Here is a 21,296-nt window from a genome sequence, read left to right as displayed (position 1 = left end):
CACGCCAAGGCGCCAAGCACGCCAAGATTTTCAGTCTGTTATCGGCGCCCGGCCATTCACCCGACGGCTGATCTGGGTGACTTCCCTATCTTCTTGTATTGCTTGGCGAGCTTGGCGCCTTGGCGTGAGCAATTGCCGGATTAGCGTTGACGGGGTGGCCGGTGGGCGGTCGGTGAATTACACTTGGGAAACATTTGTAATTCACTGTCCTGGCCATCATGCACAGCACTATCAGTTCCCGGGGACAGACGGCAGTCCCGGTCCAGGCGGACTCCATCGCGGCCTTCCGTGCCAGTGGCAAGGGAGGCGCCGCCGCCCGACTGATCGCCGACCGTCAAGCGGATCGCGAGGCGCAGCGAACGACCGGCTCGATACCTCGGCACTGCTGACCTTGCGTGCCAACCACTAACCTACGCCCTCCAGCAACCCTATGCCCAGAGTCGACACCGATACCTTCTACCGCAACGCCCTGGCGCGCTACGGGCACAACGCCCAAGGCGCCCACTGGGAGTCCGTCCGCAGTCAGCAGGTGCGCTTCGGCGTGCTGCGCCGCCTGCTGCCCGCGGACCTGTCCACCCTGACCCTGGTCGACATGGGCTGCGGCCTGGGCGATCTCTTCGAGTACCTGACGATCCTGGGCGCCTGCCCAGGCGAGTACCTCGGCATCGATGTAGTGGAGCCCATGGTGGAGATCGCCCGCCGGCGCACCGGCCGGGAGATCCTGTTGCTCGATGCGCTGCGCGACCCCCTGCCGGAGGCGGATTACTACCTGTGCAGCGGGGCCATGAACACCCTGACCCGCGAGGAGACCGGCTGCTTCATCGAGCGCTGTTTCGCCGCCTCGCGGGAGGGCTTCGTCTTCAACCTGCTGCGCGGGGCGGACGACTGCCACACCTTCAACTACTGGGAGCCGGAGGAGATCGAGGCCCTGGCACTGGTGCTGGAGGCCGACTGCACCATCGAGACCGATTACCTGTATCAGGACTTCAGCGTCGCGCTGCGCCACCGGGTCGCGGGGGGCGGGGAGATCGGGTGACGCGATAGGCATAGGGCCGCCCCGGATCGGGCGTGAAGAGGACGGGGGCCGCGACGTCGACGCATGGTCCCCTCGCGTCGACGCCCAAGCGTCGAAATGTACTCCGGACGCCCCAGCGTCAATGCCATTTAGTTAAGGATTCCCCGTTCGCCCTGAGCCTGTCGAAGGGTGAGCGGGGAATCCTTAACCCGCTGAAGTTAAGCCGTTCATGGTTCGACAAGCTCACCACGAACGGCTTAACTAAATGGCAGTGACGCCCCAGCGTGCGGTGTCGAATCGCTCGGTGCATGGGTTCGCACCCGGGACCATCCCCGCGTTGGTCCTTGCTCCCAGGTCAAAACCTGTGCGTCGGACCATCCCCCGAGCGCCGCGCGCTTGCAAAGCCACGCTCCCCACCACAGCATCGGCTATTCGTCACCAAGAGACCGACCAACCATGCAAGCCATCGAGTTCGAGACGGTGCCGCAGCACCACAGCATTCGGCTGCCCGACGGCGTGCCAAGCGGCGCTCCCGTGCGTGTCGTGTTGATGTGGGAACCGGTCGCGGCCACCGGCGACCAGTTGAAGGACTTGTTCGCCAGCGTCACCGAGGGCCTGACCGACGAAGACCTGGCCCGCCCGCGGGACCTGGGCCGGGGTGATCCGCCATGGGCTTCCTAATCGATACCACCTTGATCATCGTTACCGGCCATCGAGTGAGGGACGGTTGGCCGTCAAGCCGACAGACCGGGAGCACCGCGCCCCAGTGGCCGGATTGATGATCAATGCCTGAATGGCGCTGCGGTTCACGGCAAGGCTGGTAATTCCAGCTCTTGGAGGAACGCATTGTGTCTTGCCCTGGCCGTTTCGATGTGCTGCGCCAGGGTGATCAGCTCGGCATTGACGGCGTGCAAGTCGATTTCTTCGTCCGCCCGCGCCGTGCTGATGTAGCGTGAGATGTTCAGGTTGTAGGCCTCCTTCTCGATTCGCTCCATCGACACCCGCAGGGAATAGCGTTCCTCCTCCCGACGGAACTGGTAGGTGTCGATGATCTTCTCAATGTGCTCCGGCAACAGGCGATTCTGCCGCTTACCCTTCTCGAAGTGCAGGGCGGCGTTGATGAACAGCACGTCATCGGGCTTCTTGCATTTCTTCAGCACCAGAATACACACCGGAATGCCGGTGGAGAAAAACAGGTTGGCGGGCAGGCCGATGACGGTGTCGATGTTCCCGTCTTTCAGTAATTTGGTGCGGATACGCTCTTCCGCGCCGCCGCGAAACAGCACGCCGTGGGGCAGGATGATGGCCATCACGCCTTCGGGCTTCAGGTAATGAAAGCCATGCAGCAAAAAGGCGAAGTCCGCGGCGGACTTGGGCGCCAAGCCATAGTTCTTGAAGCGCATGTCCTCCCCCAGCGCCGCGGTCGGCTCCCAGCGGTAACTGAACGGTGGGTTAGCCACCACCGCATCGAATTTGGGGCTTCGGGCCGGGTTCATCTCGCGCAGCATGTCCCATTCATTGAGCAGGGTGTCGCCGTGCCAAATCTCGAACTCGGAGTCCTTTACCCCGTGCAGCAGCATGTTCATGCGCGCCAGGTTGTAGGTGGTTATGTTCTTTTCCTGCCCGGCGATCTTGCCGATGGTGCCGCCCGCGTCCTTCAGTCGTTTGCGAACATTCAGCAGCAGCGAGCCCGAGCCGCAGGCAAAGTCGAATACGCTGTCCAACTGCCTTTTGGGTCCCGTGGCAGGTTCCTGGCTGTCCAGCGTGACTAGACCTGACAAGATGCTGGAGATCTGCTGAGGGGTGTAGAACTCGCCCGCCTTCTTGCCGGAGCCGGCGGCAAACTGGCCGATCAGGTATTCATAGGCGTCGCCCAGCGTGTCCTTGTCGGTGGAGAACTTCGCCAGTCCCTCGGCAATCGCCTTGATCACGGTGCAGAGCTTGGCATTGCGGGCCTGGTAGTCCTTGCCCAGCTTGTCCGAATTCAGGTTGATCTCGGAAAACAGCCCGCCGAAGGTGCTGGCGAAGGATTCGTTCTCGATGTAATCGAAGCCGTCTTTCAGCGTTTGAAGCAACTCACCGTTCTGGGTCCGCGCCAGCTCCGCGATGCTGCCCCAGAGATAGTCTGGCTCAATCACGTAATGCGTCTTGCGGCGCATCTGCTTTTCAAAGTCGCCGGTATCGTCCGGGTTCTGCTCATACCACACCGCCAGCGGCGTGCGGCGGTCGCCCGCGGTCAGTTGCGGATAATCCGGTCCCAGCTCCTTGTGCGCCGCCGCCGCGTAGTTGCCCGACAGATAGCGCAGGAACAGGAAGGACAGCATGTAGTCGCGGAAATCGTCCGCGTTCATCGCCCCGCGCAGTTGGTCGGCAATGCCCCAGAGGATGTTGCCTAGTTGCTTTTGGTCTTGATCGGTCATTGTTGTCTTATTTGCATAAATGAACTGCCGAGTATTCCTCGGTAGTTGCCTCATCATTTGCTTGAACCTGAACTGTCAAGGATTCCTTGATAGTTGCCGCTATATTCAACTGCGTCATGTGCCTCCCTCAATCAAACGCTTCTCTCGCACAATCTCGGCGATTAACTCTTCTTCGGTCGGCAATATCCGCTGATACTTGGAGGCGAAAAGTTGCTGACTCTCCTTGATCACCGAGTATTTGACGACGGTTTCATCCTTGCTGTCACAAAGAATGACACCAATGGTGGGGTTGTCGTCTTCGCCGCGCTTGAGGTCGTCAAACATGCGCACATACATGTCCATCTGGCCAATATCCTGATGGCTAAGCTTGCCGGTTTTCAGGTCGATGATAACAAAGCACTTGAGTAGATAGTTGTAGAAAACAAGGTCGATAAAAAAATGGCTGGTTTCCGTGCTGATGCGCATTTGCCGGGCGACGAACGAGAACCCCTTACCCAGTTCCAGCAGGAACTTCTGCAGCTCATCAATAATCGCCTGTTCCAGTCGGCTCTCTTTTAGCTGGCCCGCTTCCGGCAGTTGCAGGAACTCCAGGACATAAGGGTCTTTGATGAATTCCAAATGGGCCAATGCGCCCTGTGTCGATGATGGACTGGCCTGGGTTGAAAGCAGGCGCTGAAAGCTCTGGCTTTTGATGTTACGTTCCAGTTGACGCACGCTCCAATGCTGCTCTCTGGCCTCGCGGCAGTAATAGTCGATGGCCTGCGGCGAATCCACGCGCATGATCAGGCGCAGGTGGCTCCAGCTTAAATCTCTACACGCTGTGTAGAGAATCGCCTGGTCGGGGAATGTTAAGTAGAACTGGCGGCAGTTGTACAGATTGGCATAAGAGAAGCCCTTGCCGAGATCCGCCGTCAATGCTATAGAAAGGTCTTTGATCAGGCGGACGCCGTATTCCGCCTTGTGCTTCCCGCGCTGCTCTTCTTCAACAATCCGCCGACCAATCAACCAGTAGGCTTCGACCATGGCGGAATTCACCGCTGAGCGCGCTTTGCCGCGTGCCTGTTCGAGAATATCCTTTATGTCCGCGTGAAATGAGGTCAATGCGCTCATGCCGACACCCCATCCATCACGGGGAAGAGCTGCTGCATCAGGCCCTTTTTATGGGTCTTTAGCGCGGCGAGTTGCTGGGCTTGGGCGGTGATGAGGTCGTCGAGAGAGGCGAGGCAGTCGGCGATTTTTTGTTGTTCGGGAATACTAGGGTGGGTTAGTGGGATTTCTTTAATTAGTCCAGCGCTAAGGTTTTCTTGACCGCCTTCATTACTTAGTTTGCGAATTTCATCATAGCGAGAGGCTAGATTTTGAAATGCAAAATTAGTGTCAACCTCTTCATTAAGCATAATTGCTGCGCAGGCTTGGTTGGTTGTGGCCTCCATGCCTAACAATGCAACTTTCCCGCGAGTTTTGCCTTGGCCGTACATAGCCATAAGCAAAGTTTGCGCTGGGAAAAGCTTGGCGGAAGAATTTACTAATCCTTCTGCTGTAATGAATTCTTCCGCATGATCTATTATGTTGAAACCAATTAAGGAGGTTGTAATCCAAGGAATCGAGCCGCCCCAGAAATCAGGTTTGGCACGGCTCGGCGTACCGCCAGAAGTTATTCGTGCAATATCTCCCAAAGACTTTTCCTCCCACTCCCCCGCATCACGAAACTCGGGGAAGCGTAGTTTGGGCAGGGTTTCGCCTTCGGCGGGGAAAAGCTGCTGCATCAGCCCTTTTTTATGGGTCTTGAGCGTGTCGAGCTGTTGCGCCTCCAGGGTGATCAGTTCGTCGAGGGACGCGAGGCAGTCGGCGATTTTTTGTTGTTCTCTTAATGAGTGATCGCCTTGTGGGAACGGAACAGGCAAGGCCAACAAATCGTTGTCGTCAATGTTGAGCGAACCATGTGCACGCGCCCCCACGGTAATGAACATTTTAAGCCATCTGCCGTGCAGGTTGCTAATAAACAGGTAGTCAAGATATTGTGGAAAAACGGCGCTTGCATCAACTCGAAAACAGGTGAATATGCTGTTTGGGACTGCTCCAGGTTCGTTTCCTGCATACATCGCAATGAATCCCTCTGGATATTCTTTGGTTGCGCTTTTATTATACGCAAAGTCGTGCCTTTCAATAACCAGATAATTCTTATACTGTGCCCCCGCAATTTCGCGGCCAAACTTTTCAAGCTGGGAAACCAACCCCACGCCAGCAGTGATACTCATAAGCCTGAATTTATCGCTGCCCGCTTTCTTTTTAATAATGGCGGCAACCTTGCGCAGCTCTTTGGTCTCCCACTCCCCCGCCTCCCGAAACTCAGGAAAGCGCCGCTTGGGCACATTGGGCACGTTACTCATTGGCTATCTTCCGCAATCCACGCGGCGAGCCGTTGACGAATTCGTTGCAACCGCCCATCACTGCGCCGGAAAGATCGGTAAACGGGAAGGGCACAAGCACGATTTGCCCGGCTTGTTTCATTGCCAGCATTCCTTGAGATCATCGCGGGTATAGAGAGGCGGCTCATCCTCCATACCACGCATCGCCTGACTCATCGCCATGGCGCTGAATTCGGCACGGGTCCATTCACCATCAGCGATCTCTTGTTGCTTGGCGACGGCGTGACGGGATACCAGAAAATCGACGAAATCGAAAACCTCCGCCTGCTTGTCTGGCGGTAGAGTCTGTATTCTTTCAGATAATTGCGCGTGATTCATCTTGAACTCCTCTATGTAAGATGGTGCTGCGGCTGGCCGGCAGGGATGATTCGATTGCTGTCAATCAGCATGACTTCTACCCGGCAGGGGACGATCCTGGCGTTGTTCGCGCTGCCACTCGCGCGGGTCGGCAATCTCACGCAAAACACTCGCCGCTGGCAAGCGTTTTGCGTTTGCCGGAAAATCCTTTTATTGCCCATACGCCCCCAGCCCTGAGATTCAATACTTGCCGGCCAACGCGGTGTCCAGCGTCAGCAATTCCAGTTGGTGATGGCCAGCCGTGGCGGCAATGATCGCGTCGGGTAATTTGCCTTTGTTTTTCTGCCGGAAGGCAATGGTGGCGTCTTCAATGGCCGAGGTAATCGGCAGGTAATTCATCCGGCTCAGAAGCCGCTCGATGGTTTGCCGGTCTGCCGGTTTCAGGCCGTGGTAGCTCAGCAGTTCCATGCGAGTGATCGCGCTGAAAGCACATTCCCTGATGGCGACCTGTTGCTGTGTCAACAGGCAAATGACTGTTTCGCTGCGATTCAACAACCCGATCACAATGTTGGTGTCGAGCAGAAACTTAACGCCATTCATCGCGCATTTCCTTCTGAATGCTCAAGGGGTCTTTTCCTGCAAATGCGTCGATCATGGGCAGGTCTGATGCCACATTCACCAATAATTCCGCCGACTGCCTGCTTGACAAATACTGGGCAAGCAGCTGGCTGATGATTTGAGCCGGCGTCTGGTGCTCCTTACGGGCCATCTCCAGCAATCCCGCTTCCAATTCACGATCCAGTTCCAACGTCAGCATGGCATAGGCTCCCTATTGCTAATAGGCAGAGAATAAAGGTTTGACTTTCAGTGCGTCGAGCGTGTTGCGCTAGAATCGCGAGGCTGGCGCGAGTGCTTGCGTTTGACGGCACCCCCTTTCATTGCTCATACGCCCCCAACCCAGAAATCTCCCGCCCCTGGGCGAGTCTGTGCAGCAGCGGCATCAGGTCGTCCATCAGCGCCAGTTCCGCCTTGGTGCGCGCCTTCCAGCCCAGTTCCAGCGGGGCCAACAGATCATTGAGCAGCGCGCCGTCGAAGATCATGCGGCGCAGGATGGCGTCCACCAAGCCTTGCAGGGCGGCGGCGGACAGGCCGTGCTGCCTGGCCAGGTCGGCGATGACCTGGGCGGTCTTGGCGACCTTGTAGTGGGCATATTGCTCACGCACACCTTCGACGGTGTGCGCCTTGCTGGTGTCGAGGCTGTCGATGTATTCGGTGAGGGCGTCCCGATCATCGATGAGTTTGGCCTCGGATTGAATCAGGCCGATCAATTCGGCGCGGCTCACCGTCTGCTTGCCCGGCGTCTGGCTGGCGTAGCGGGTGATGAGCGCCATGATGTAGTCGTAGTCGATGAGGCTTGATGCGAACAGCACGAACTCGAAATCGAGCTGCTGGACGGCGGGATCAGTCTTATCGCTGCCCTTATCCTGTTTCGCCTTCAGGCGCTGGGCGGTGTCCAGATAGACGCCTTTGAAGCCCTGCAATCGATCCTTGGGCAGGATCTGCTCGATGGCTTGGCGGTTGCCGTCGGTGAGGTCGGTGTATTGGTCGAGCTGGGTCTTGAGTCGTTGCACCTCTTTGAACAGGTTGATGAACTGGCCGCGCGCGGCGTCGCCCTTGAGCTTCGGTACCGCGTCGGGAGTGTTGGCCAGCCCCTGCGATTGCATGAAGTCGCCGAGCTTCTGCACGGCGGTTTGCAGTTTGTCGATGACCACCGGGGCCTTGTCCACCAGCCAGATTTCGCGGGCCTGCTTGCCGGTCTGGCCGGAGAAGAGGCCGATGGCGGTGTCCACGGCGTCTTGTTGTTGGCGGAAGTCGAGGATGTTGCCGTAGGGCTTGGTGTCGTTGAGCACGCGGTTGGTGCGCGAAAACGCCTGGATCAGGCCGCGGTATTTGAGGTTCTTGTCGACATAGAGGGTGTTCAGGTATTTGGAATCGAAGCCGGTGAGCAGCATGTCCACCACGATGGTGATGTCGATCTTCTGGGCGTGGGGCAGGTCGGCATTGGGGTATTGCTGATCCTTGATGCGCTTTTGCACGTCCTGATAGTAGAGATCGAATTCGCCGATGCAATGGTTGCTGCCGTATTGGGCGTTGTAGTCGGCGATGATCGCCTTGAGGGCCTCCTTCTTCTTGTCGGGCTCCTGTTCGTTGTCGGCCTTTTCCTGCGGCAGGTCTTCCTGAATCTGCTGCACGTCCTTGTTGCCCTCCGCGGGCGGGGAGAAGACGCAGGCGATGTTGAGTGGCTGGAAGTCGGGGTCTGCGGCCTTCTTTTCCGCCTGAACGGCTTTGAACAGTGCGTGGTATTCGATGGCGTCATTGATTGAAGCTGTGGCCATCAGGGCATTGAATTTGCGCCCGTTGGTCGCGGCGTCGTGCTTGGCCAGAATCGCCTCGACGATGGCCTTTTTCGCCAGCGCCTCACCCGGCTTGGGCTGCTTCTTGCCTTCGGGCTTGTAGTAATCGACATGGAAGCGCAGCACGTTGCGGTCTTCGATGGCGTGGGTGATGGTGTAGGCGTGCAATTGCTGCTGGAAGATGTCGGCCGTGGTCCGGTAGGACGCCTGCTGGCCTTCGATCTGCTGGTAGCTGGCGTTTTGCTCGAAGATGGGCGTACCGGTGAAGCCGAACAGCTGGGCGTTGGGGAAGAATTCCTTGATGGCCTGGTGGTTCTCACCGAATTGCGAGCGGTGGCATTCGTCGAAGATGAAGACCATGCGTTGGTGGCGCAGCGGTTCCAGACGCTCCTTGTAGTTGCGTTTGTTCGTTCCATCCAGCGCCAGGCCAAGCTTCTGGATGGTGGTGACGATGACCTTGTCGGCGTAGTCGTCGGAGAGCAGCCGGCGCACCAGGGTTTCGGTGTTGGTGTTTTCCTCGACGCAGCCTTCCTGGAACTTGTTGAATTCCTCGCGCGTCTGCCGGTCCAGGTCTTTGCGATCCACCACGAACAGGCACTTGTCGATGTCGGGGTTGTCCTTGAGGAGCGTCGCTGCCTTGAACGAGGTGAGCGTCTTGCCGCTGCCGGTGGTGTGCCAGACGTAGCCGTTACCGCAGCGCTGGTGGATGGATTCGACCATCGCCTTGACCGCATAGAGCTGATACGGCCGCATCATCAGGAGCTTCTGCTCGCCAGCGACCAACACCATGTAGCGGCTGATCATCTCGCCCAGCTGGCATTTGGCGAGGAAGGCGTCGGCGAAGCGGTCCAGATGGGTGATCTTGGTGTTGTCCACGTCCGCGAACTGGTACAGCGGCAGGAAGCGCTCGTCGGCGTTGAAGCTGAAGTGGCGGCTGTTGTTGTTGGCGAAGTACCAGGTGTCGCTGCGGTTGGTGACGATGAAGAGCTGCAGGAAACAGAGCAGGGTCTTGGTGTAGCCGTTGCCGGGGTCGTTCTTGTAATCGACGATCTGCTGCATGGCCCGGCGCGGGCTGATGGCGAAGGTTTTCAGCTCGATCTGGACGGCTGGAATGCCGTTGATGACCAGGATCACGTCGTAACGGTGATGGCTGTAATCGGTGCTGATCCGGAGCTGGTTGACCACCTCGAAGCTGTTCTTGCACCAGTCCTTGATGTTAACCAGGGTGTAGTAGAGCGGGGTGCCGTCATCGCGTTCGAAGCTGTTGCATTCGCGCAGGTGGCGGGCGGCGGCGAAGACATCGGCGGTAACAATCGTGTCCAGCAGGCGGTGGAACTCGCTGTCGGTCAGCTGCACGCGGTTCAGGGCCTCGAACTTCTCGCGGAAGTTCTGCTCCAGTGCGGCACGGTCGCGGATGTCCGGGCGATAGGTGTATTTGAGATCGCCCAGTTTCTCGATCAGCGCTTGCTCGATGTCTTTTTCCGTCATTCGGAAGGCTCAGAAGAACAGCCCCGTGAGCGGCGAGGACGCCGACGCAAAGCGCTTGGGGGCCATGCGCCCGGCCAGATAGGCTTCGCGCCCGGCCTCGATCCCCTTGCGCATGGCGCTCGCCATCAGCACCGGGTCGCGCGCGGCGGCGATGGCGGTGTTCATCAGCACGCCGTCACAGCCCAACTCCATGGCGATGGCCGCGTCAGAGGCCGTACCGACCCCCGCATCGACCAGCACCGGGACCCGGGCGTTCTCGACGATCGTAAGGATGTTCAGCGGGTTGCGGACACCGAGCCCGGAGCCGATGGGGGCGGCCAGCGGCATGATCGCCACACAGCCCAGCTCCTCCAGGCGCTTGGCGATGATCGGGTCGTCGTTGGTGTAGACCATCACGTCGAAGCCGTCCTTGACCAGGATCTCCGCTGCCGCGAGGGTGGCGATGACGTCCGGGAACAGGGTCTTCTCGTCGCCCAGGACCTCCAGCTTGACCAGATTGTGGCCGTCCAGCAGTTCGCGCGCCAGGCGGCAGGTGCGCACGGCGGTCTCGGCGTCATAGCAGCCGGCGGTGTTGGGCAGGATGGTGTAGCGCTCCGGGGGCAGCACGTCCAGGATGTTGGGCTCCCCGGGGGTCTGGCCGATGTTGGTGCGGCGCACGGCGACGGTGACGATCTCCGCCCCGCTCGCCTCGATGGCGCGAGCGGTTTCTGCCAAGTCCTTGTATTTTCCGGTGCCGACCAGGAGGCGCGAGCTGTATTCCTGGCCGGCGATGGTGAAATGATCGGAATGGGTGGGGGCTTGGGACATGACGCAGCGGCTCCGAACTGTGGGGGGTGTGGGGGTGGCGCACAAAGGGCCTATGTGCGTTCTTTTTCGACCAAAGGAACCCCCCACTCAGCCGCCGCCGACCGCCTGGATGATTTCCACCCGGTCGCCGGGCGCGAGCCGCTGGCAGTCGAAGCGGCTGCGCGGCACCAGCTCACCGTTTAACTCCACGGCGATGCGTTTCCCGGCCAGGGCGAGGGTGGCGATGAGGGTAGACATGAGTGCGCCATCCGCGACCTCGGCGGGCGCTCCATTGATTTCGATCTGCATAGCGATTGGTCTCCAGCTGGGGTCGGGCAATTCTATCCCAGCCCAGGCCCAGTCCGGGCGAATCCGCTCGAACCGGGCGGCGCCGCGGCCGGGGCACACACCCTCAAGGGGTTAGCATGATTGCAAAAACCTGTCGGCCTCGTTACCTTACACGGCGCAAAATTCCGGAGGCCGACTCCGGCAGCTACCGGCCGCAGCGAACCGCCTCGGGCCGCGAATCCGGATCGCCACCACACTCGACGAGGACACCACCGTGAGCCAATGGTCAGAGGACCTGATCTCGATCGAGCACGCACTAACCCTGGACGGCCTCTTTTTCCAGCGGGTGCGTCGCTCCCCGGAGCGTGTCGCCTACCGCTTCCATGACCGCGACCTGGGCTGGCAGCAACTGACCTGGGGCGCGATGGGACAGGCGGTGGCGCGCTGGCGCGCCGCCCTGGCGGGTGAGGCCCTCGCCACCGGCGACCGGGTCGCCATGCTGCTGCGCAACTGCCCGGAGTGGGTGATGTTCGACCTGGCGGCGCTGTCGCTGGGCCTGGTCACGGTGCCGCTCTACACCGACGACCGGGCCGACAACGCCGCCTATATTCTGCAGGACGCCGGGGTCAAGGTGCTGCTGGTGCAGGACGCGGGACGCTGGAAGCGCCTGGCGGAGGCGCTTGGCCCGGCCCCCTGGCCGCTGCGGGTGGTGCTCCTGGACGGGGGCGCACAGGCGCTGGACCTGGCCGCCGCCGACCCGCGGGTGCGGGTGGCAGAGGACTGGCTGCCGGACACCGCCGCCGCGCCACCCCCGCGGGCGGGCGACACCCGCGCGTTGGCGACCATCGTTTATACCTCAGGCACCACCGGGCGGCCCAAGGGGGTGATGCTCTCGCACCGCAACCTGCTGTCCGATGCCCATGCCTCGATTACAGTGATCGCCTGCTACCAGGAAGACGTCTTCCTGTCCTTCCTGCCCCTGTCACATGCACTGGAGCGCACCGGCGGCTATTACCTACCGATGATGGCCGGGGCCTGTGTGGCCTTTGCGCGCTCGGTGGGGCAACTCGCGGAGGACCTGCTGACCGTCCGCCCGACGGTCATCATCGCCGTGCCCCGGGTCTTCGAGCGGGTCTATGCCCGGGTGGCGGACCAGTTGGCCACCCGCGCGGCCCCGGTGCGCTGGCTTTTCCGCCTGAGCGTCGCCGCCGGCTGGCGCAACTTTCTGCACACCCAAGGGCGCGGCGGCTGGCACCCACTGCTGCTGCTGTGGCCGTGGCTGCGCCGCCGCGTGGCGGGGCCGGTGTTGGACCGGCTGGGCGGGCGCCTGCGCGCGGCGGTGAGCGGCGGCGCACCCCTGCCCTACCCGGTGGCGCGCACCTTCCTCAGTCTCGGCCTGCCCCTGTTGCAGGGCTATGGACTCACCGAGACTAGCCCGGTGATCACCGTCAACCCCATCGAGGACAACATCCCGGAGAGCGTGGGCGTCCCCATCCGCGGGGTGCAGTTGCGCATCGGGGCAGACGACGAGCTGCTGGTCAGGGGTCACAGCGTCATGATGGGCTACTGGAATAACCACAGTGCCACCGCCCAGGTGCTGACCCACGACGGCTGGCTGCACACCGGGGACCAGGCGCGCCGGAGCGGCCGGCATGTCTACATCACCGGCCGCCTCAAGGACATCCTGGTCCTGTCCAACGGGGAAAAGGTGCCGCCGGCAGACATGGAGATGGCGATCGCCATGGACCCCCTGTTCGAGCAGGCGTTGGTGCTCGGCGAGGGGCGCTCCCATCTCACCGCCCTGCTGGTGCTCAACGAGGACCTCTGGAACGGCCTGGCCCAGGAATTCGGACTCGACCCAGCCGCGCCCAATAGCCTGGAAGACCCGCACCTGGGCCGGGACATGGTCAAGCGCGTGCGACTTGCGCTCCGCGACTTCCCCGGCTATGCCAAGATCCGCCGGGCCGCCCTGACCCTGGAGCCCTGGACGGTCGAGAACGGGCTCCTGACGCCGACACTGAAGGTCAAGCGCAGCGAGGTTCTGAAGCGCTACCGGGAGTCAATTGAGCGGATGTATTCTGTAGAATCATAAGCGCAAACCCCCAAGCCCAAGGCCCGCGGCAGGTGCCCGCCCTCAGGCGGGTTGCCCATAGCGCGTCAATCTGGTACTAAAGGGCGCTTTTCGCGGCCTAGCCCAACGATGGGGCTGGGGATCGGGTCGCGATTCATCCCAAGACAAGACTGCGGGAGCACGTTCATGGCCGAGACAACAACCAACCCCGTCAACGCTCAAGAGCCCAAGGCGTTCGGCTTCGAGCCCTACAACGCGGCCGAGGGCGAGGAGTATATGAGCCCGGCGCAGGAGGAGCACTTCAGGCAGATCCTGCTGGCCTGGAAGCGGTCCTTGATGGAGGAGGTCGACCGCACCGTCCACCACATGCAGGACGAGGCGACCAACTTCCCGGACCCCAACGACCGCGCCACCCAGGAGTCTGAATTCAGCCTGGAGCTGCGCACGCGCGACCGGGAGCGTAAGTTGATCAAGAAGATCGATGAGGGTATGACCCGCCTCACCGATCACGAGTACGGGTACTGCGAGGCCTGCGGGGTGGAGATCGGTGTACGCCGCCTGGAGGCGCGCCCCACCGCCACGCTCTGTATCGATTGCAAGACCCTGGACGAAATCCGCGAGAAACAGCGCGGCTGAACCCCCGCGGGCGGCGATGGCCTACCGGGGACGTTTTGCCCCGTCGCCGACCGGCGCGCTGCACTTCGGGTCACTGATCGCCGCGGTGGCGAGTTTTGCCGATGCCCGTGCCCACGGCGGCGTCTGGCTGGTACGCATCGAGGACCTGGATCGCCCCCGCGAGGTGCCGGGGGCGGCGGAGGCAATTCTGCGCACCCTGCGGGCCTTCGGTCTGCACTGGGACGGGCAACCGCTCCGACAGAGCCGCCGCACCAGCGCCTATGACGCGGCCCTGGAACGGCTCACCGCACGCGGGCTCACCTACCCCTGCGCCTGTTCGCGCAGCGAGATCGCCCGCGACGCTCGGCCGGGCGCGGCCGGCCCCATCTACGCCGGCACCTGCCGCAATGGGCTGCCGCCCGGCCGCCCCCCCCGCTCCACCCGCCTGCGCACCCCGCCCGGCGTGGTCAGCTTGCGCGACCGCATCCAGGGCGAGCGGTCCCAGGACGTCGCCCAGGACTTTGGGGACTGCATCCTGCGGCGTGGCGACGGACTCCATGCCTACCAACTGGCGGTGGTCGTCGACGATGCCTGGCAAGGCATCAACCACGTGGTGCGAGGCGCCGATCTGCTCGACTCCACGCCCTGCCAGTACCTGCTGCAACAGGCCTTGGGACTGCCGACCCCGCACTACGCCCATGTCCCGCTCGCGCTCGCTGCCGGGGGCCGCAAACTCAGCAAGTCACTCGCCGCCGCCCCGGTGGACCCGGCTGCCCCCTGGCCCGCCCTCCTGCGCGCCTGGGCCTGGCTGGGTCAGGCGCCCGCCCCCGCCGAATCCCGTGCCTCGCTGGCCGACTTCTGGGAGTATGCGCGTCTCGCCTGGCGGATCGAACGGGTACCTACCGTCGCACGCGCTTGCGTCGATCCCAATGCTTGGGCCAGTATCGGCGACTGAGTGAACGCAGGGCGCCAGGGCGAGCCGGTCACGGCGGAGTAATGCCACAACACTAACCTGTCACCCGCTACCCTGCCCCCACCTTAAGCGCGAACAACGACCATTGGAGAATCAGTCCATGACCGCGACCGCCCCAGGCTCAACGACACTCGCCCCCTTGTCCCCCGACCTTTTAAGCAAAATGGATGCCTACTGGCGGGCATGCAATTATCTCGCCGCCGGCATGATCTATCTACGCGACAACCCGCTGTTGCGCGAGCCGCTCAAAGAAGAACACATCAAGGAACGGCTCTTGGGCCACTGGGGCGCGAGCCCCGGCCTGTCCTTCATGTATGTCCACGTCAACCGCATCATTCGCGAACAGCAGCAAGCGGCCATCTTCCTGGCTGGCCCAGGCCATGGCGCCCCGGGCGTGCTGGCCCCGGTCTACCTGGAGGGGACCTATTCCGAGGTCTATCCGAACAAGAGCGAGGATGAGGAGGGCTTGCAGGCCTTCTTCAAGCAATTCTCCTTTCCCGGCGGCATCGGCTCACACTGCACCCCGGAGACCCCCGGCTCCATCCACGAGGGTGGCGAGCTGGGCTATTCCATCTCCCATGCCTTTGGCGCAGCCTTCGACAACCCCGACCTGCTGGTGGTGGTGGCGGTGGGCGACGGCGAATCCGAGACCGGCCCGCTCGCCACCTCCTGGCATTCCAGTAAGTTCTTAAATCCCATCCGCGATGGGGCGGTGCTGCCGATCCTGCATTTGAACGGCTACAAGATCAATAATCCGACCCTGCTGGCGCGTATCCCGCATGAGGAACTCGCAAGCCTGATGCGCGGCTATGGTTGGACCCCACACTTCGTGGAGGGCGATGACCCGCAGGTCATGCACCAGCAGATGGCGGCCACACTCGATGCCTGTATGACCGAGATCCGCGGCATCCAACAGGCGGCCCGGTCGAGCGGCACGGCGACCCGCGCCCACTGGCCCATGATCGTACTGCGCTCGCCGAAGGGCTGGACCGGCCCCAAGGAGGTCGACGGTCACAAGGTCGAGGGCTTCTGGCGTGCCCACCAAGTACCGCTCGCCGGCCTGCGCAACAACCCGGCACACTTGAAACAGCTCGAAGATTGGCTGCGCAGCTATAGGCCGGAGGAGTTGTTCGACTCCGCCGGCCGACTCATCCCTGAACTCAAGGAACTCGCCCCCCAGGGCAACCTGCGCATGAGCGCCAGCCCTCACGCCAACGGCGGGGTCCTGCGCCGCGCGCTGCGGATGCCGGACTTCCGCGACTATGCGGCGAACATCGACGCGCCAGGCGCCACCCGCGCTATGAACACCAAGCCATTGGGCGCGCTGCTGCGTGACATCATGGCCGAGAACATGCGTAATTTCCGCGTCTTCGGGCCGGATGAGAACTCATCCAACAAGCTCGATGCGATCTATGAGGTCAGCAAGAAGCTCTGGCTGTGCGACTATAAGGACGAGGACGCCGACGGCGGTGAGCTCTCACCGGATGGGCGGGTCCTGGAGATGCTCTCGGAGCATACCCTGGAGGGCTGGTATGAGGGCTATCTACTCAGCGGCCGGCACGGCTTCTTTGCCACCTACGAGGCCTTCGTCCATGTCATCGACAGCATGTACAACCAGCACGCCAAGTGGTTGGCTATCTGTAACGAGATCCCCTGGCGGGCACCGGTTTCATCGCTGAATCTGCTGATCACCTCGACCGTCTGGCGCCAGGACCACAACGGCTTCACCCATCAGGACCCGGGATTCCTGGATGTCGTGGTCAACAAAAGCCCACAAGTCACCCGCGTCTATCTGCCCCCGGATGTGAACTGCCTGCTGTCCACCGCCAACCATTGCCTGCGCAGCATGAACAATATCAATGTCATTGTCTGCGACAAGCAAGACCACCTGCAATATCTCAGTATGGACGAGGCGATTAAGCACTGCACCAAGGGCTTAGGCATCTGGGATTGGGCGAGCAACGACCAGGGGGTGGAGCCGGACGTGGTGATGGTGGGCTGCGGCGATATTCCCACCAAGGAGGCCCTGGCCGCCACCGCCATGCTGCGCGAGTCCTTTGCCGATCTGCGCATCCGCTTCGTCAATGTGGTCGACCTGTTCCGGATGCAACCGAGCGGCGAGCATCCCCATGGCCTGTCGGACGCGGACTTCGACTCGATCTTCACCAAGGACAAGCCGATCATCTTCAACTTCCACGGCTATCCCTGGCTGATCCACCGCCTGGCCTACCGCCGCACCAATCACGCCAACCTGCATGTGCGCGGCTACAAGGAAAAGGGCAACATCAACACCCCGCTGGAACTGGCGATCAGCAACGAGATCGACCGCTTCAGCCTGGCCATCGATGTCATCAACCGGGTCCCGCGCCTGCAGGCGACCGGCGCCCATGTCAAACAGCGGATGCGCGACCGGCAAATCGAGGCGCGCGCCTATGCCTTTGAGAACGGCATCGACAAGCCGGAATTCGAGCAATGGACCTGGCCGCTGTGAGCGCACGCGGCACACGCAAATGATACATTGACCGTTATTCCGGCCATCCCGAGAACATTCGTCGCGGCCTGGGGGCCGCTCCTACCCGCGTAGGAGCGGCCCCCAGGCCGCGACGGGTTGCCGCAAGAGCGGTCTGACCGGAATCATGATCAAGGCCCAAATGAAGACCACGCATAACATGCATTAAGAGACGCACTATGCCCACCGAGAAAACGCCAGAAACCCAGAACGGAGCGGACACTCCGACCCACGAGCACACCCGCACCGGCATGTCGAAGGACGCACTGAAACGGGCCTTCATCGACAACCTGTTCTATGTCCAAGGCCGCTTCCGCGAGGTCGCCAGCCCCAACGATAACTATATGGCCACCGCCTATACGGTCCGCGACCGCCTGCTGGGGCGCTGGATCAAGTGTGCCGAGACCTACCGCGACACCAAGGCGCGCACCGTCTGCTATCTGTCCGCCGAATTCCTGCTCGGTCCGCACCTGCTCAACAATCTGGTCAATCTGGGGATCACGGATGTCGCACAGGAGGCCGGGCGCGAACTCGGGCTGGACCTGCGTCAGATCCTTGAGACCGAAGAAGAGCCGGGCCTCGGCAACGGCGGCCTGGGACGGCTCGCCGCCTGTTATATGGATTCATTGAGCACGGTGCAGATCCCGGCCATCGGTTATGGCATCCGCTATGAGTTCGGCATCTTCGACCAGGTGATTGAGGACGGCTGGCAGGTGGAGAAGAGCGACACCTGGCTCAAGAACGGCAATCCATGGGAGTTGCCTCGCTATAAGATTCGCTTCCCGGTCAAGTTCGGCGGGCGCACCGAGCAGTATCACGACGAGCACGCCGCCCTGCGGGTGCGGTGGATTGCGGATATGGAGATCAACGGGGTCGCCTATGACACCCCAATCATGGGCTACGGGGTCGGCAATGTGAGCCTGCTGCGGCTATGGAAATCCGAGGCCCCAGAGTCATTCGACTTCCAGTCATTCAACACCGGCGACTATTACGGCGCGGTCCATGCCAAGATCGAGGCCGAGACCATCTCCAAGGTGCTCTATCCGAACGACGAGCCCGAGGCCGGCAAGGAACTGCGCCTAAAGCAGCAATATTTCTTCGTCTCCTGTTCGCTCCAGGACATGATCCGGCTGCATCTCGGCACCGTCGGCCCGCTCGACACCTTCGCCGATAAGTTCGTCGCCCAACTCAATGACACCCACCCGGCCATCGCGGTAGCTGAACTCCTGCGGCTGCTGATGGACGAGCACGGCATGGGCTGGGACCAGGCCTGGGGCATCACCCACCAGACCTTCTGCTATACCAATCACACCCTCTTGCCCGAGGCGCTGGAGACCTGGTCGGTGCGGCTGTTTGAGAAGCTGCTGCCGCGCCACCTGGAGATCATCTACGAGATCAACCGCCGCTTCCTGGACGAGGTGCGGGTGCGTTTCATGAATGATGAGGGCCGGGTCGCGCGCATGTCGCTGATCGGTGAAGAGGGCGGTCGGCGGGTGCGGATGGCCAATCTGGCGGTGGTGGGCTCCAGCGCGGTCAACGGCGTAGCCGAGCTGCATTCCGAGCTGGTCAAGACCACGGTGTTGAAGGATTTCTATGAACTGTGGCCGGAACGCTTTCACAATGTCACCAATGGCGTGACCCCGCGCCGCTTCATTGCGGTGTGCAACCCGCGTCTCACCGCGCTGATCACCGAGACCTGCGGGGACGAGGGCTGGCTGCGCGACCTGAACCGCCTGCGCGCGTTGGAGAATTACGCGGACGACGCAGGATTGCAGGAAAAGTGGCGTGCGGTCAAGACCGCCGCCAAGCATAATCTGGCCACCTGGCTGGGACAGAACGCGTGGGTCAAGGTCGACCCGCAGAGCCTCTTCGATGTCCAGGCCAAACGCCTGCACGAATACAAGCGCCAGCACCTGAACTTGCTGCACATCGTCAGCCTCTACCAGCACATCAAGCAGAATCCCAACCACGCCATTGTCCCGCGCACCTTCATCTTCGGCGCCAAGGCGGCCCCCGGCTATTATATGGCCAAGCTCATCATCAAGCTGATCAACGCCGTCGGTGAGGTCATCAATCACGACCCCCAGATCAACGGCCATCTGCGTGTCGCCTTCATGCCCAATTTCAATGTTCAGAACGGCCAACGCCTCTATCCCGCCGCCGACATCTCGGAGCAAATCTCACTCGCCGGCAAGGAGGCATCCGGGACCGGCAATATGAAGTTCTCGATGAACGGGGCATTGACCATCGGCACCCTCGACGGGGCCAACGTTGAGATCCGCGAGGAGGTCGGAGCGGAGAACTTCTTCCTCTTCGGCATGACCGCGGACGAGGTCGCCCGTCGCCAGGCGGAGGGCTATCGGCCCTGGGAGATCTATCGGGACGATCACGAACTCAAGTCGGCCATCGATCTCATCAACTCCGGGCTCTTCTCCCACGGTGACACCGCCCTGTTTCGGCCACTCACCGAGAACCTGATCAACCAGGACCCCTTCATGGTGCTGGCGGACTATCGCGCCTATGTCGAGTGCCAGCAGCGGGTGAGCCTGGCCTGGGCCGACCGCCCGCACTGGGATCGCATGTCCATCCTCAATGTCGCGCGGATGGGCAAGTTCTCCTCTGACCGGGCCATTCGGGAGTATGCGCAGAAGATTTGGCAGGTCAAGCCGCTGCCGGTCTCACTGACCGCGCCATGACGAGCGGGTTGTCCGCAACTGAGCGCAAGTAGCGAGCATCGATTTCGGTTCTTTATTCTTCCCGTGACACCGTGGCGGCGGTGTCACGTCTGGGTCAGGCGCGCTGCGGCGGGAGTGCCGGTGACACGCGCGCCCCCGCCAGCGCACGTTGCCGACTCACCGCCAACGCCTCGTCGCGCCCGAGCCACTCGCGCGAGGTGCCCACAGACTCACCCCGGACTTTTTTTCAGCCAAACCGACGTTGGCCTTGAACAACGCCGTGTACGTCTTGCGCTTCGCTTCACCCACGTTGACCTGCCCCCTCTTGGCTCGGCACAAGCATCCATGGCAGTCCGGTTTTCGGGGTCCACTTTAGCTCCCGCACCGCAGTCGGGTCGAACGCAAGGACCAGCGACCGCCGCCCAGCCTCAACCCTTTTTATCTATCTGGTTTGCCGTTTCGTAGGTCCAGACTCGGTGCGCAGCGCTTGCGAGCTCAGGCAATGCAGAGTATATTCTTTATCAATCCTCTCGCCTGCCCTCCCATCCGTGGTCCCGGCCGGCACCAAGAGGGTCGGCCGCGGCCGGATCGCGAGGCGGGAACGCAGCGTCACTGCGCCGGTCCTGCCCAAGGCCACAAGCGGTCTGAATCGGGAGCTGGTGTCCGAAGGCGCTTGAGACTTCGGCCGACTGGACATGGACTCCGGGCATCCTGTTGAAAATCAAAAAAACATACTGAGGGGGACAGGCGAGATGATCATTGAGCAACTGAGCAAGCAGGCCGTGGCGGAGACGCTTGCGACCAGCGTCGTTACCGGACGCTTCGATCTGGAGGGTGTGGGTCTCCTCGTGCTTGAGGATGGACGCATCCTGCTGAACGAGGCGAATCATCAATGCACGGTGCGGGGGTCAGCGCAAAAGCCCTTGACGCCTTATCAGCTCGCGCAGTCCAGTGGGGTCGGCTACCGCCTCTGGGCCAGGGGTCTGATCACCGGCGCCACCCGCGCTTATGCGTGATCCTAAGCCCGGGAATTGCTCACGCCAAGGCGCCAAGCTCGCCAAGAAATACAATCGGGTAGAGCCACTATCCAGCTCACCCTGCGGGTGACTGGCGCAACGCCGATAACGCACTGAAAAGCCTTGGCGAGCTTGGCGCCTTGGCGTGACAACTGCTCTTTCTAGTACCGCAGGATGAAAGTGCTCGGACCATGTCAAGCTAGGCTGCCAACGGCTTGCCTTGGTAGGTCCAGCGGAATGGTTTGGCCATTGTCTTGTTGAAATAGTCGATGAAGTTTTTGATTTTCTGGCAAAGGTCGT

18 protein-coding genes are annotated in these 21,296 nt (G+C 61.5%); 8 read left to right on the top strand and 10 right to left on the bottom strand.

Annotation, left to right across the window (positions count from 1 at the left end):
- Positions 1-430 precede the first annotated feature (430 nt).
- Positions 431-1,036: a class I SAM-dependent methyltransferase gene (locus QZX93_RS07070; protein WP_295388725.1), complete on the top strand. Its 606-nt coding sequence runs from the start codon at positions 431-433 to the stop codon at positions 1,034-1,036.
- 435 nt (positions 1,037-1,471) lie between these two features.
- Positions 1,472-1,696, top strand: a complete 225-nt coding sequence (locus QZX93_RS07065) for a hypothetical protein (RefSeq protein ID WP_295388726.1) — start codon at positions 1,472-1,474, stop codon at positions 1,694-1,696.
- Positions 1,697-1,821: 125 nt separating this feature from the next.
- Here the strand turns inward: QZX93_RS07065 and QZX93_RS07060 are convergent, their stop codons facing one another.
- The 10 genes from QZX93_RS07060 to thiS form a co-directional block, all read right to left on the bottom strand.
- Entirely contained in the window at positions 1,822-3,489 is a 1,668-nt protein-coding gene (locus QZX93_RS07060) for a type I restriction-modification system subunit M (RefSeq protein ID WP_295394468.1), read from the bottom strand.
- A 60-nt stretch (positions 3,490-3,549) separates the two neighbouring features.
- A complete protein-coding gene (locus QZX93_RS07055; protein ID WP_295388728.1) occupies positions 3,550-4,545 on the bottom strand; it encodes a PDDEXK nuclease domain-containing protein in 996 nt (331 codons plus the stop codon).
- Positions 4,542-5,825 carry a restriction endonuclease subunit S gene (locus tag QZX93_RS07050; protein ID WP_295388729.1) on the bottom strand — a complete coding sequence of 428 codons (1,284 nt, stop codon included), beginning with the start codon at positions 5,823-5,825 and terminating at the stop codon, positions 4,542-4,544. The genes QZX93_RS07055 and QZX93_RS07050 overlap by 4 nt, the downstream gene beginning before the upstream one ends.
- Positions 5,818-5,946, bottom strand: a complete 129-nt coding sequence (locus tag QZX93_RS07045) for a hypothetical protein (protein WP_295388730.1) — start codon at positions 5,944-5,946, stop codon at positions 5,818-5,820. The genes QZX93_RS07050 and QZX93_RS07045 overlap by 8 nt, the downstream gene beginning before the upstream one ends.
- Entirely contained in the window at positions 5,943-6,182 is a 240-nt protein-coding gene (locus QZX93_RS07040) for a DUF2281 domain-containing protein (protein ID WP_295388731.1), read from the bottom strand. Before QZX93_RS07040 ends, QZX93_RS07045 begins: the two co-directional genes overlap by 4 nt.
- Positions 6,183-6,401: 219 nt before the next feature.
- The gene (locus QZX93_RS07035; RefSeq protein ID WP_295388732.1) at positions 6,402-6,761 is read right to left on the bottom strand and encodes a type II toxin-antitoxin system VapC family toxin; all 360 of its coding nucleotides are present in this window, start codon (positions 6,759-6,761) and stop codon (positions 6,402-6,404) included.
- Positions 6,748-6,978: a hypothetical protein gene (locus QZX93_RS07030; protein WP_295388733.1), complete on the bottom strand. Its 231-nt coding sequence runs from the start codon at positions 6,976-6,978 to the stop codon at positions 6,748-6,750. Before QZX93_RS07030 ends, QZX93_RS07035 begins: the two co-directional genes overlap by 14 nt.
- Before the next feature lie 118 nt (positions 6,979-7,096).
- A complete protein-coding gene (locus QZX93_RS07025; RefSeq protein WP_295388734.1) occupies positions 7,097-10,063 on the bottom strand; it encodes a type I restriction endonuclease subunit R in 2,967 nt (988 codons plus the stop codon).
- Between the two features lie 9 nt (positions 10,064-10,072).
- Complete coding sequence (locus QZX93_RS07020) at positions 10,073-10,870, bottom strand: thiazole synthase (RefSeq protein WP_295388735.1); 798 nt, start codon at positions 10,868-10,870, stop codon at positions 10,073-10,075.
- Between the two features lie 87 nt (positions 10,871-10,957).
- Positions 10,958-11,158, bottom strand: a complete 201-nt coding sequence (gene thiS / locus QZX93_RS07015) for a sulfur carrier protein ThiS (RefSeq protein WP_295388736.1) — start codon at positions 11,156-11,158, stop codon at positions 10,958-10,960.
- 253 nt (positions 11,159-11,411) lie between these two features.
- Between thiS and QZX93_RS07010 the strand changes: the two genes are divergently transcribed.
- From QZX93_RS07010 to QZX93_RS06985, 6 genes are all read left to right on the top strand, one after another.
- Entirely contained in the window at positions 11,412-13,229 is a 1,818-nt protein-coding gene (locus tag QZX93_RS07010) for a long-chain fatty acid--CoA ligase (protein WP_295388737.1), read from the top strand.
- A 165-nt stretch (positions 13,230-13,394) separates the two neighbouring features.
- Complete coding sequence (gene dksA / locus QZX93_RS07005; RefSeq protein WP_295388738.1) at positions 13,395-13,844, top strand: RNA polymerase-binding protein DksA; 450 nt, start codon at positions 13,395-13,397, stop codon at positions 13,842-13,844.
- A gap of 16 nt (positions 13,845-13,860) precedes the next feature.
- Complete coding sequence (gluQRS, locus tag QZX93_RS07000) at positions 13,861-14,778, top strand: tRNA glutamyl-Q(34) synthetase GluQRS (protein WP_295388739.1); 918 nt, start codon at positions 13,861-13,863, stop codon at positions 14,776-14,778.
- A 118-nt stretch (positions 14,779-14,896) separates the two neighbouring features.
- On the top strand, positions 14,897-17,287 hold the full coding sequence (locus QZX93_RS06995) for a phosphoketolase (RefSeq protein ID WP_295388740.1): 2,391 nt from the start codon (positions 14,897-14,899) through the stop codon (positions 17,285-17,287).
- Positions 17,288-17,484: 197 nt separating this feature from the next.
- A complete protein-coding gene (locus QZX93_RS06990) occupies positions 17,485-20,001 on the top strand; it encodes a glycogen/starch/alpha-glucan phosphorylase (protein ID WP_295389750.1) in 2,517 nt (838 codons plus the stop codon).
- Positions 20,002-20,732: 731 nt separating this feature from the next.
- Positions 20,733-20,996 (top strand): hypothetical protein, encoded by a 264-nt coding sequence (locus QZX93_RS06985; protein WP_295389748.1) that lies wholly within the window; start codon positions 20,733-20,735, stop codon positions 20,994-20,996.
- The last annotated feature ends 300 nt before the right edge of the window (positions 20,997-21,296 follow it).

This window comes from uncultured Thiodictyon sp. (assembly GCF_903946935.1).
In the GTDB taxonomy this organism is placed as follows: domain Bacteria; phylum Pseudomonadota; class Gammaproteobacteria; order Chromatiales; family Chromatiaceae; genus Thiodictyon.
This window is presented reverse-complemented; position numbering and strand designations above follow the sequence as displayed.

What these genes read in the sequence shown, in the direction of transcription:
- QZX93_RS07040 (WP_295388731.1), bottom strand. Translation starts at nt 6,182, where the DNA reads ATGAATCACGCGCAATTATCTGAAAGAATACAGACTCTACCGCCAGAC.
- QZX93_RS07055 (WP_295388728.1), bottom strand. Translation starts at nt 4,545, where the DNA reads ATGAGCGCATTGACCTCATTTCACGCGGACATAAAGGATATTCTCGAA.
- QZX93_RS07060 (WP_295394468.1), bottom strand. Translation starts at nt 3,489, where the DNA reads ATGAGGCAACTACCGAGGAATACTCGGCAGTTCATTTATGCAAATAAG.
- QZX93_RS07030 (WP_295388733.1), bottom strand. Translation starts at nt 6,978, where the DNA reads ATGCTGACGTTGGAACTGGATCGTGAATTGGAAGCGGGATTGCTGGAG.
- QZX93_RS06990 (WP_295389750.1), top strand. Translation starts at nt 17,485, where the DNA reads ATGCCCACCGAGAAAACGCCAGAAACCCAGAACGGAGCGGACACTCCG.
- QZX93_RS06995 (WP_295388740.1), top strand. Translation starts at nt 14,897, where the DNA reads ATGACCGCGACCGCCCCAGGCTCAACGACACTCGCCCCCTTGTCCCCC.
- dksA (WP_295388738.1), top strand. Translation starts at nt 13,395, where the DNA reads ATGGCCGAGACAACAACCAACCCCGTCAACGCTCAAGAGCCCAAGGCG.
- QZX93_RS07025 (WP_295388734.1), bottom strand. Translation starts at nt 10,063, where the DNA reads ATGACGGAAAAAGACATCGAGCAAGCGCTGATCGAGAAACTGGGCGAT.
- QZX93_RS07020 (WP_295388735.1), bottom strand. Translation starts at nt 10,870, where the DNA reads ATGTCCCAAGCCCCCACCCATTCCGATCATTTCACCATCGCCGGCCAG.
- QZX93_RS07050 (WP_295388729.1), bottom strand. Translation starts at nt 5,825, where the DNA reads ATGAGTAACGTGCCCAATGTGCCCAAGCGGCGCTTTCCTGAGTTTCGG.
- gluQRS (WP_295388739.1), top strand. Translation starts at nt 13,861, where the DNA reads ATGGCCTACCGGGGACGTTTTGCCCCGTCGCCGACCGGCGCGCTGCAC.
- QZX93_RS06985 (WP_295389748.1), top strand. Translation starts at nt 20,733, where the DNA reads ATGATCATTGAGCAACTGAGCAAGCAGGCCGTGGCGGAGACGCTTGCG.
- QZX93_RS07065 (WP_295388726.1), top strand. Translation starts at nt 1,472, where the DNA reads ATGCAAGCCATCGAGTTCGAGACGGTGCCGCAGCACCACAGCATTCGG.
- QZX93_RS07035 (WP_295388732.1), bottom strand. Translation starts at nt 6,761, where the DNA reads ATGAATGGCGTTAAGTTTCTGCTCGACACCAACATTGTGATCGGGTTG.
- QZX93_RS07070 (WP_295388725.1), top strand. Translation starts at nt 431, where the DNA reads ATGCCCAGAGTCGACACCGATACCTTCTACCGCAACGCCCTGGCGCGC.
- QZX93_RS07045 (WP_295388730.1), bottom strand. Translation starts at nt 5,946, where the DNA reads ATGAAACAAGCCGGGCAAATCGTGCTTGTGCCCTTCCCGTTTACCGAT.
- thiS (WP_295388736.1), bottom strand. Translation starts at nt 11,158, where the DNA reads ATGCAGATCGAAATCAATGGAGCGCCCGCCGAGGTCGCGGATGGCGCA.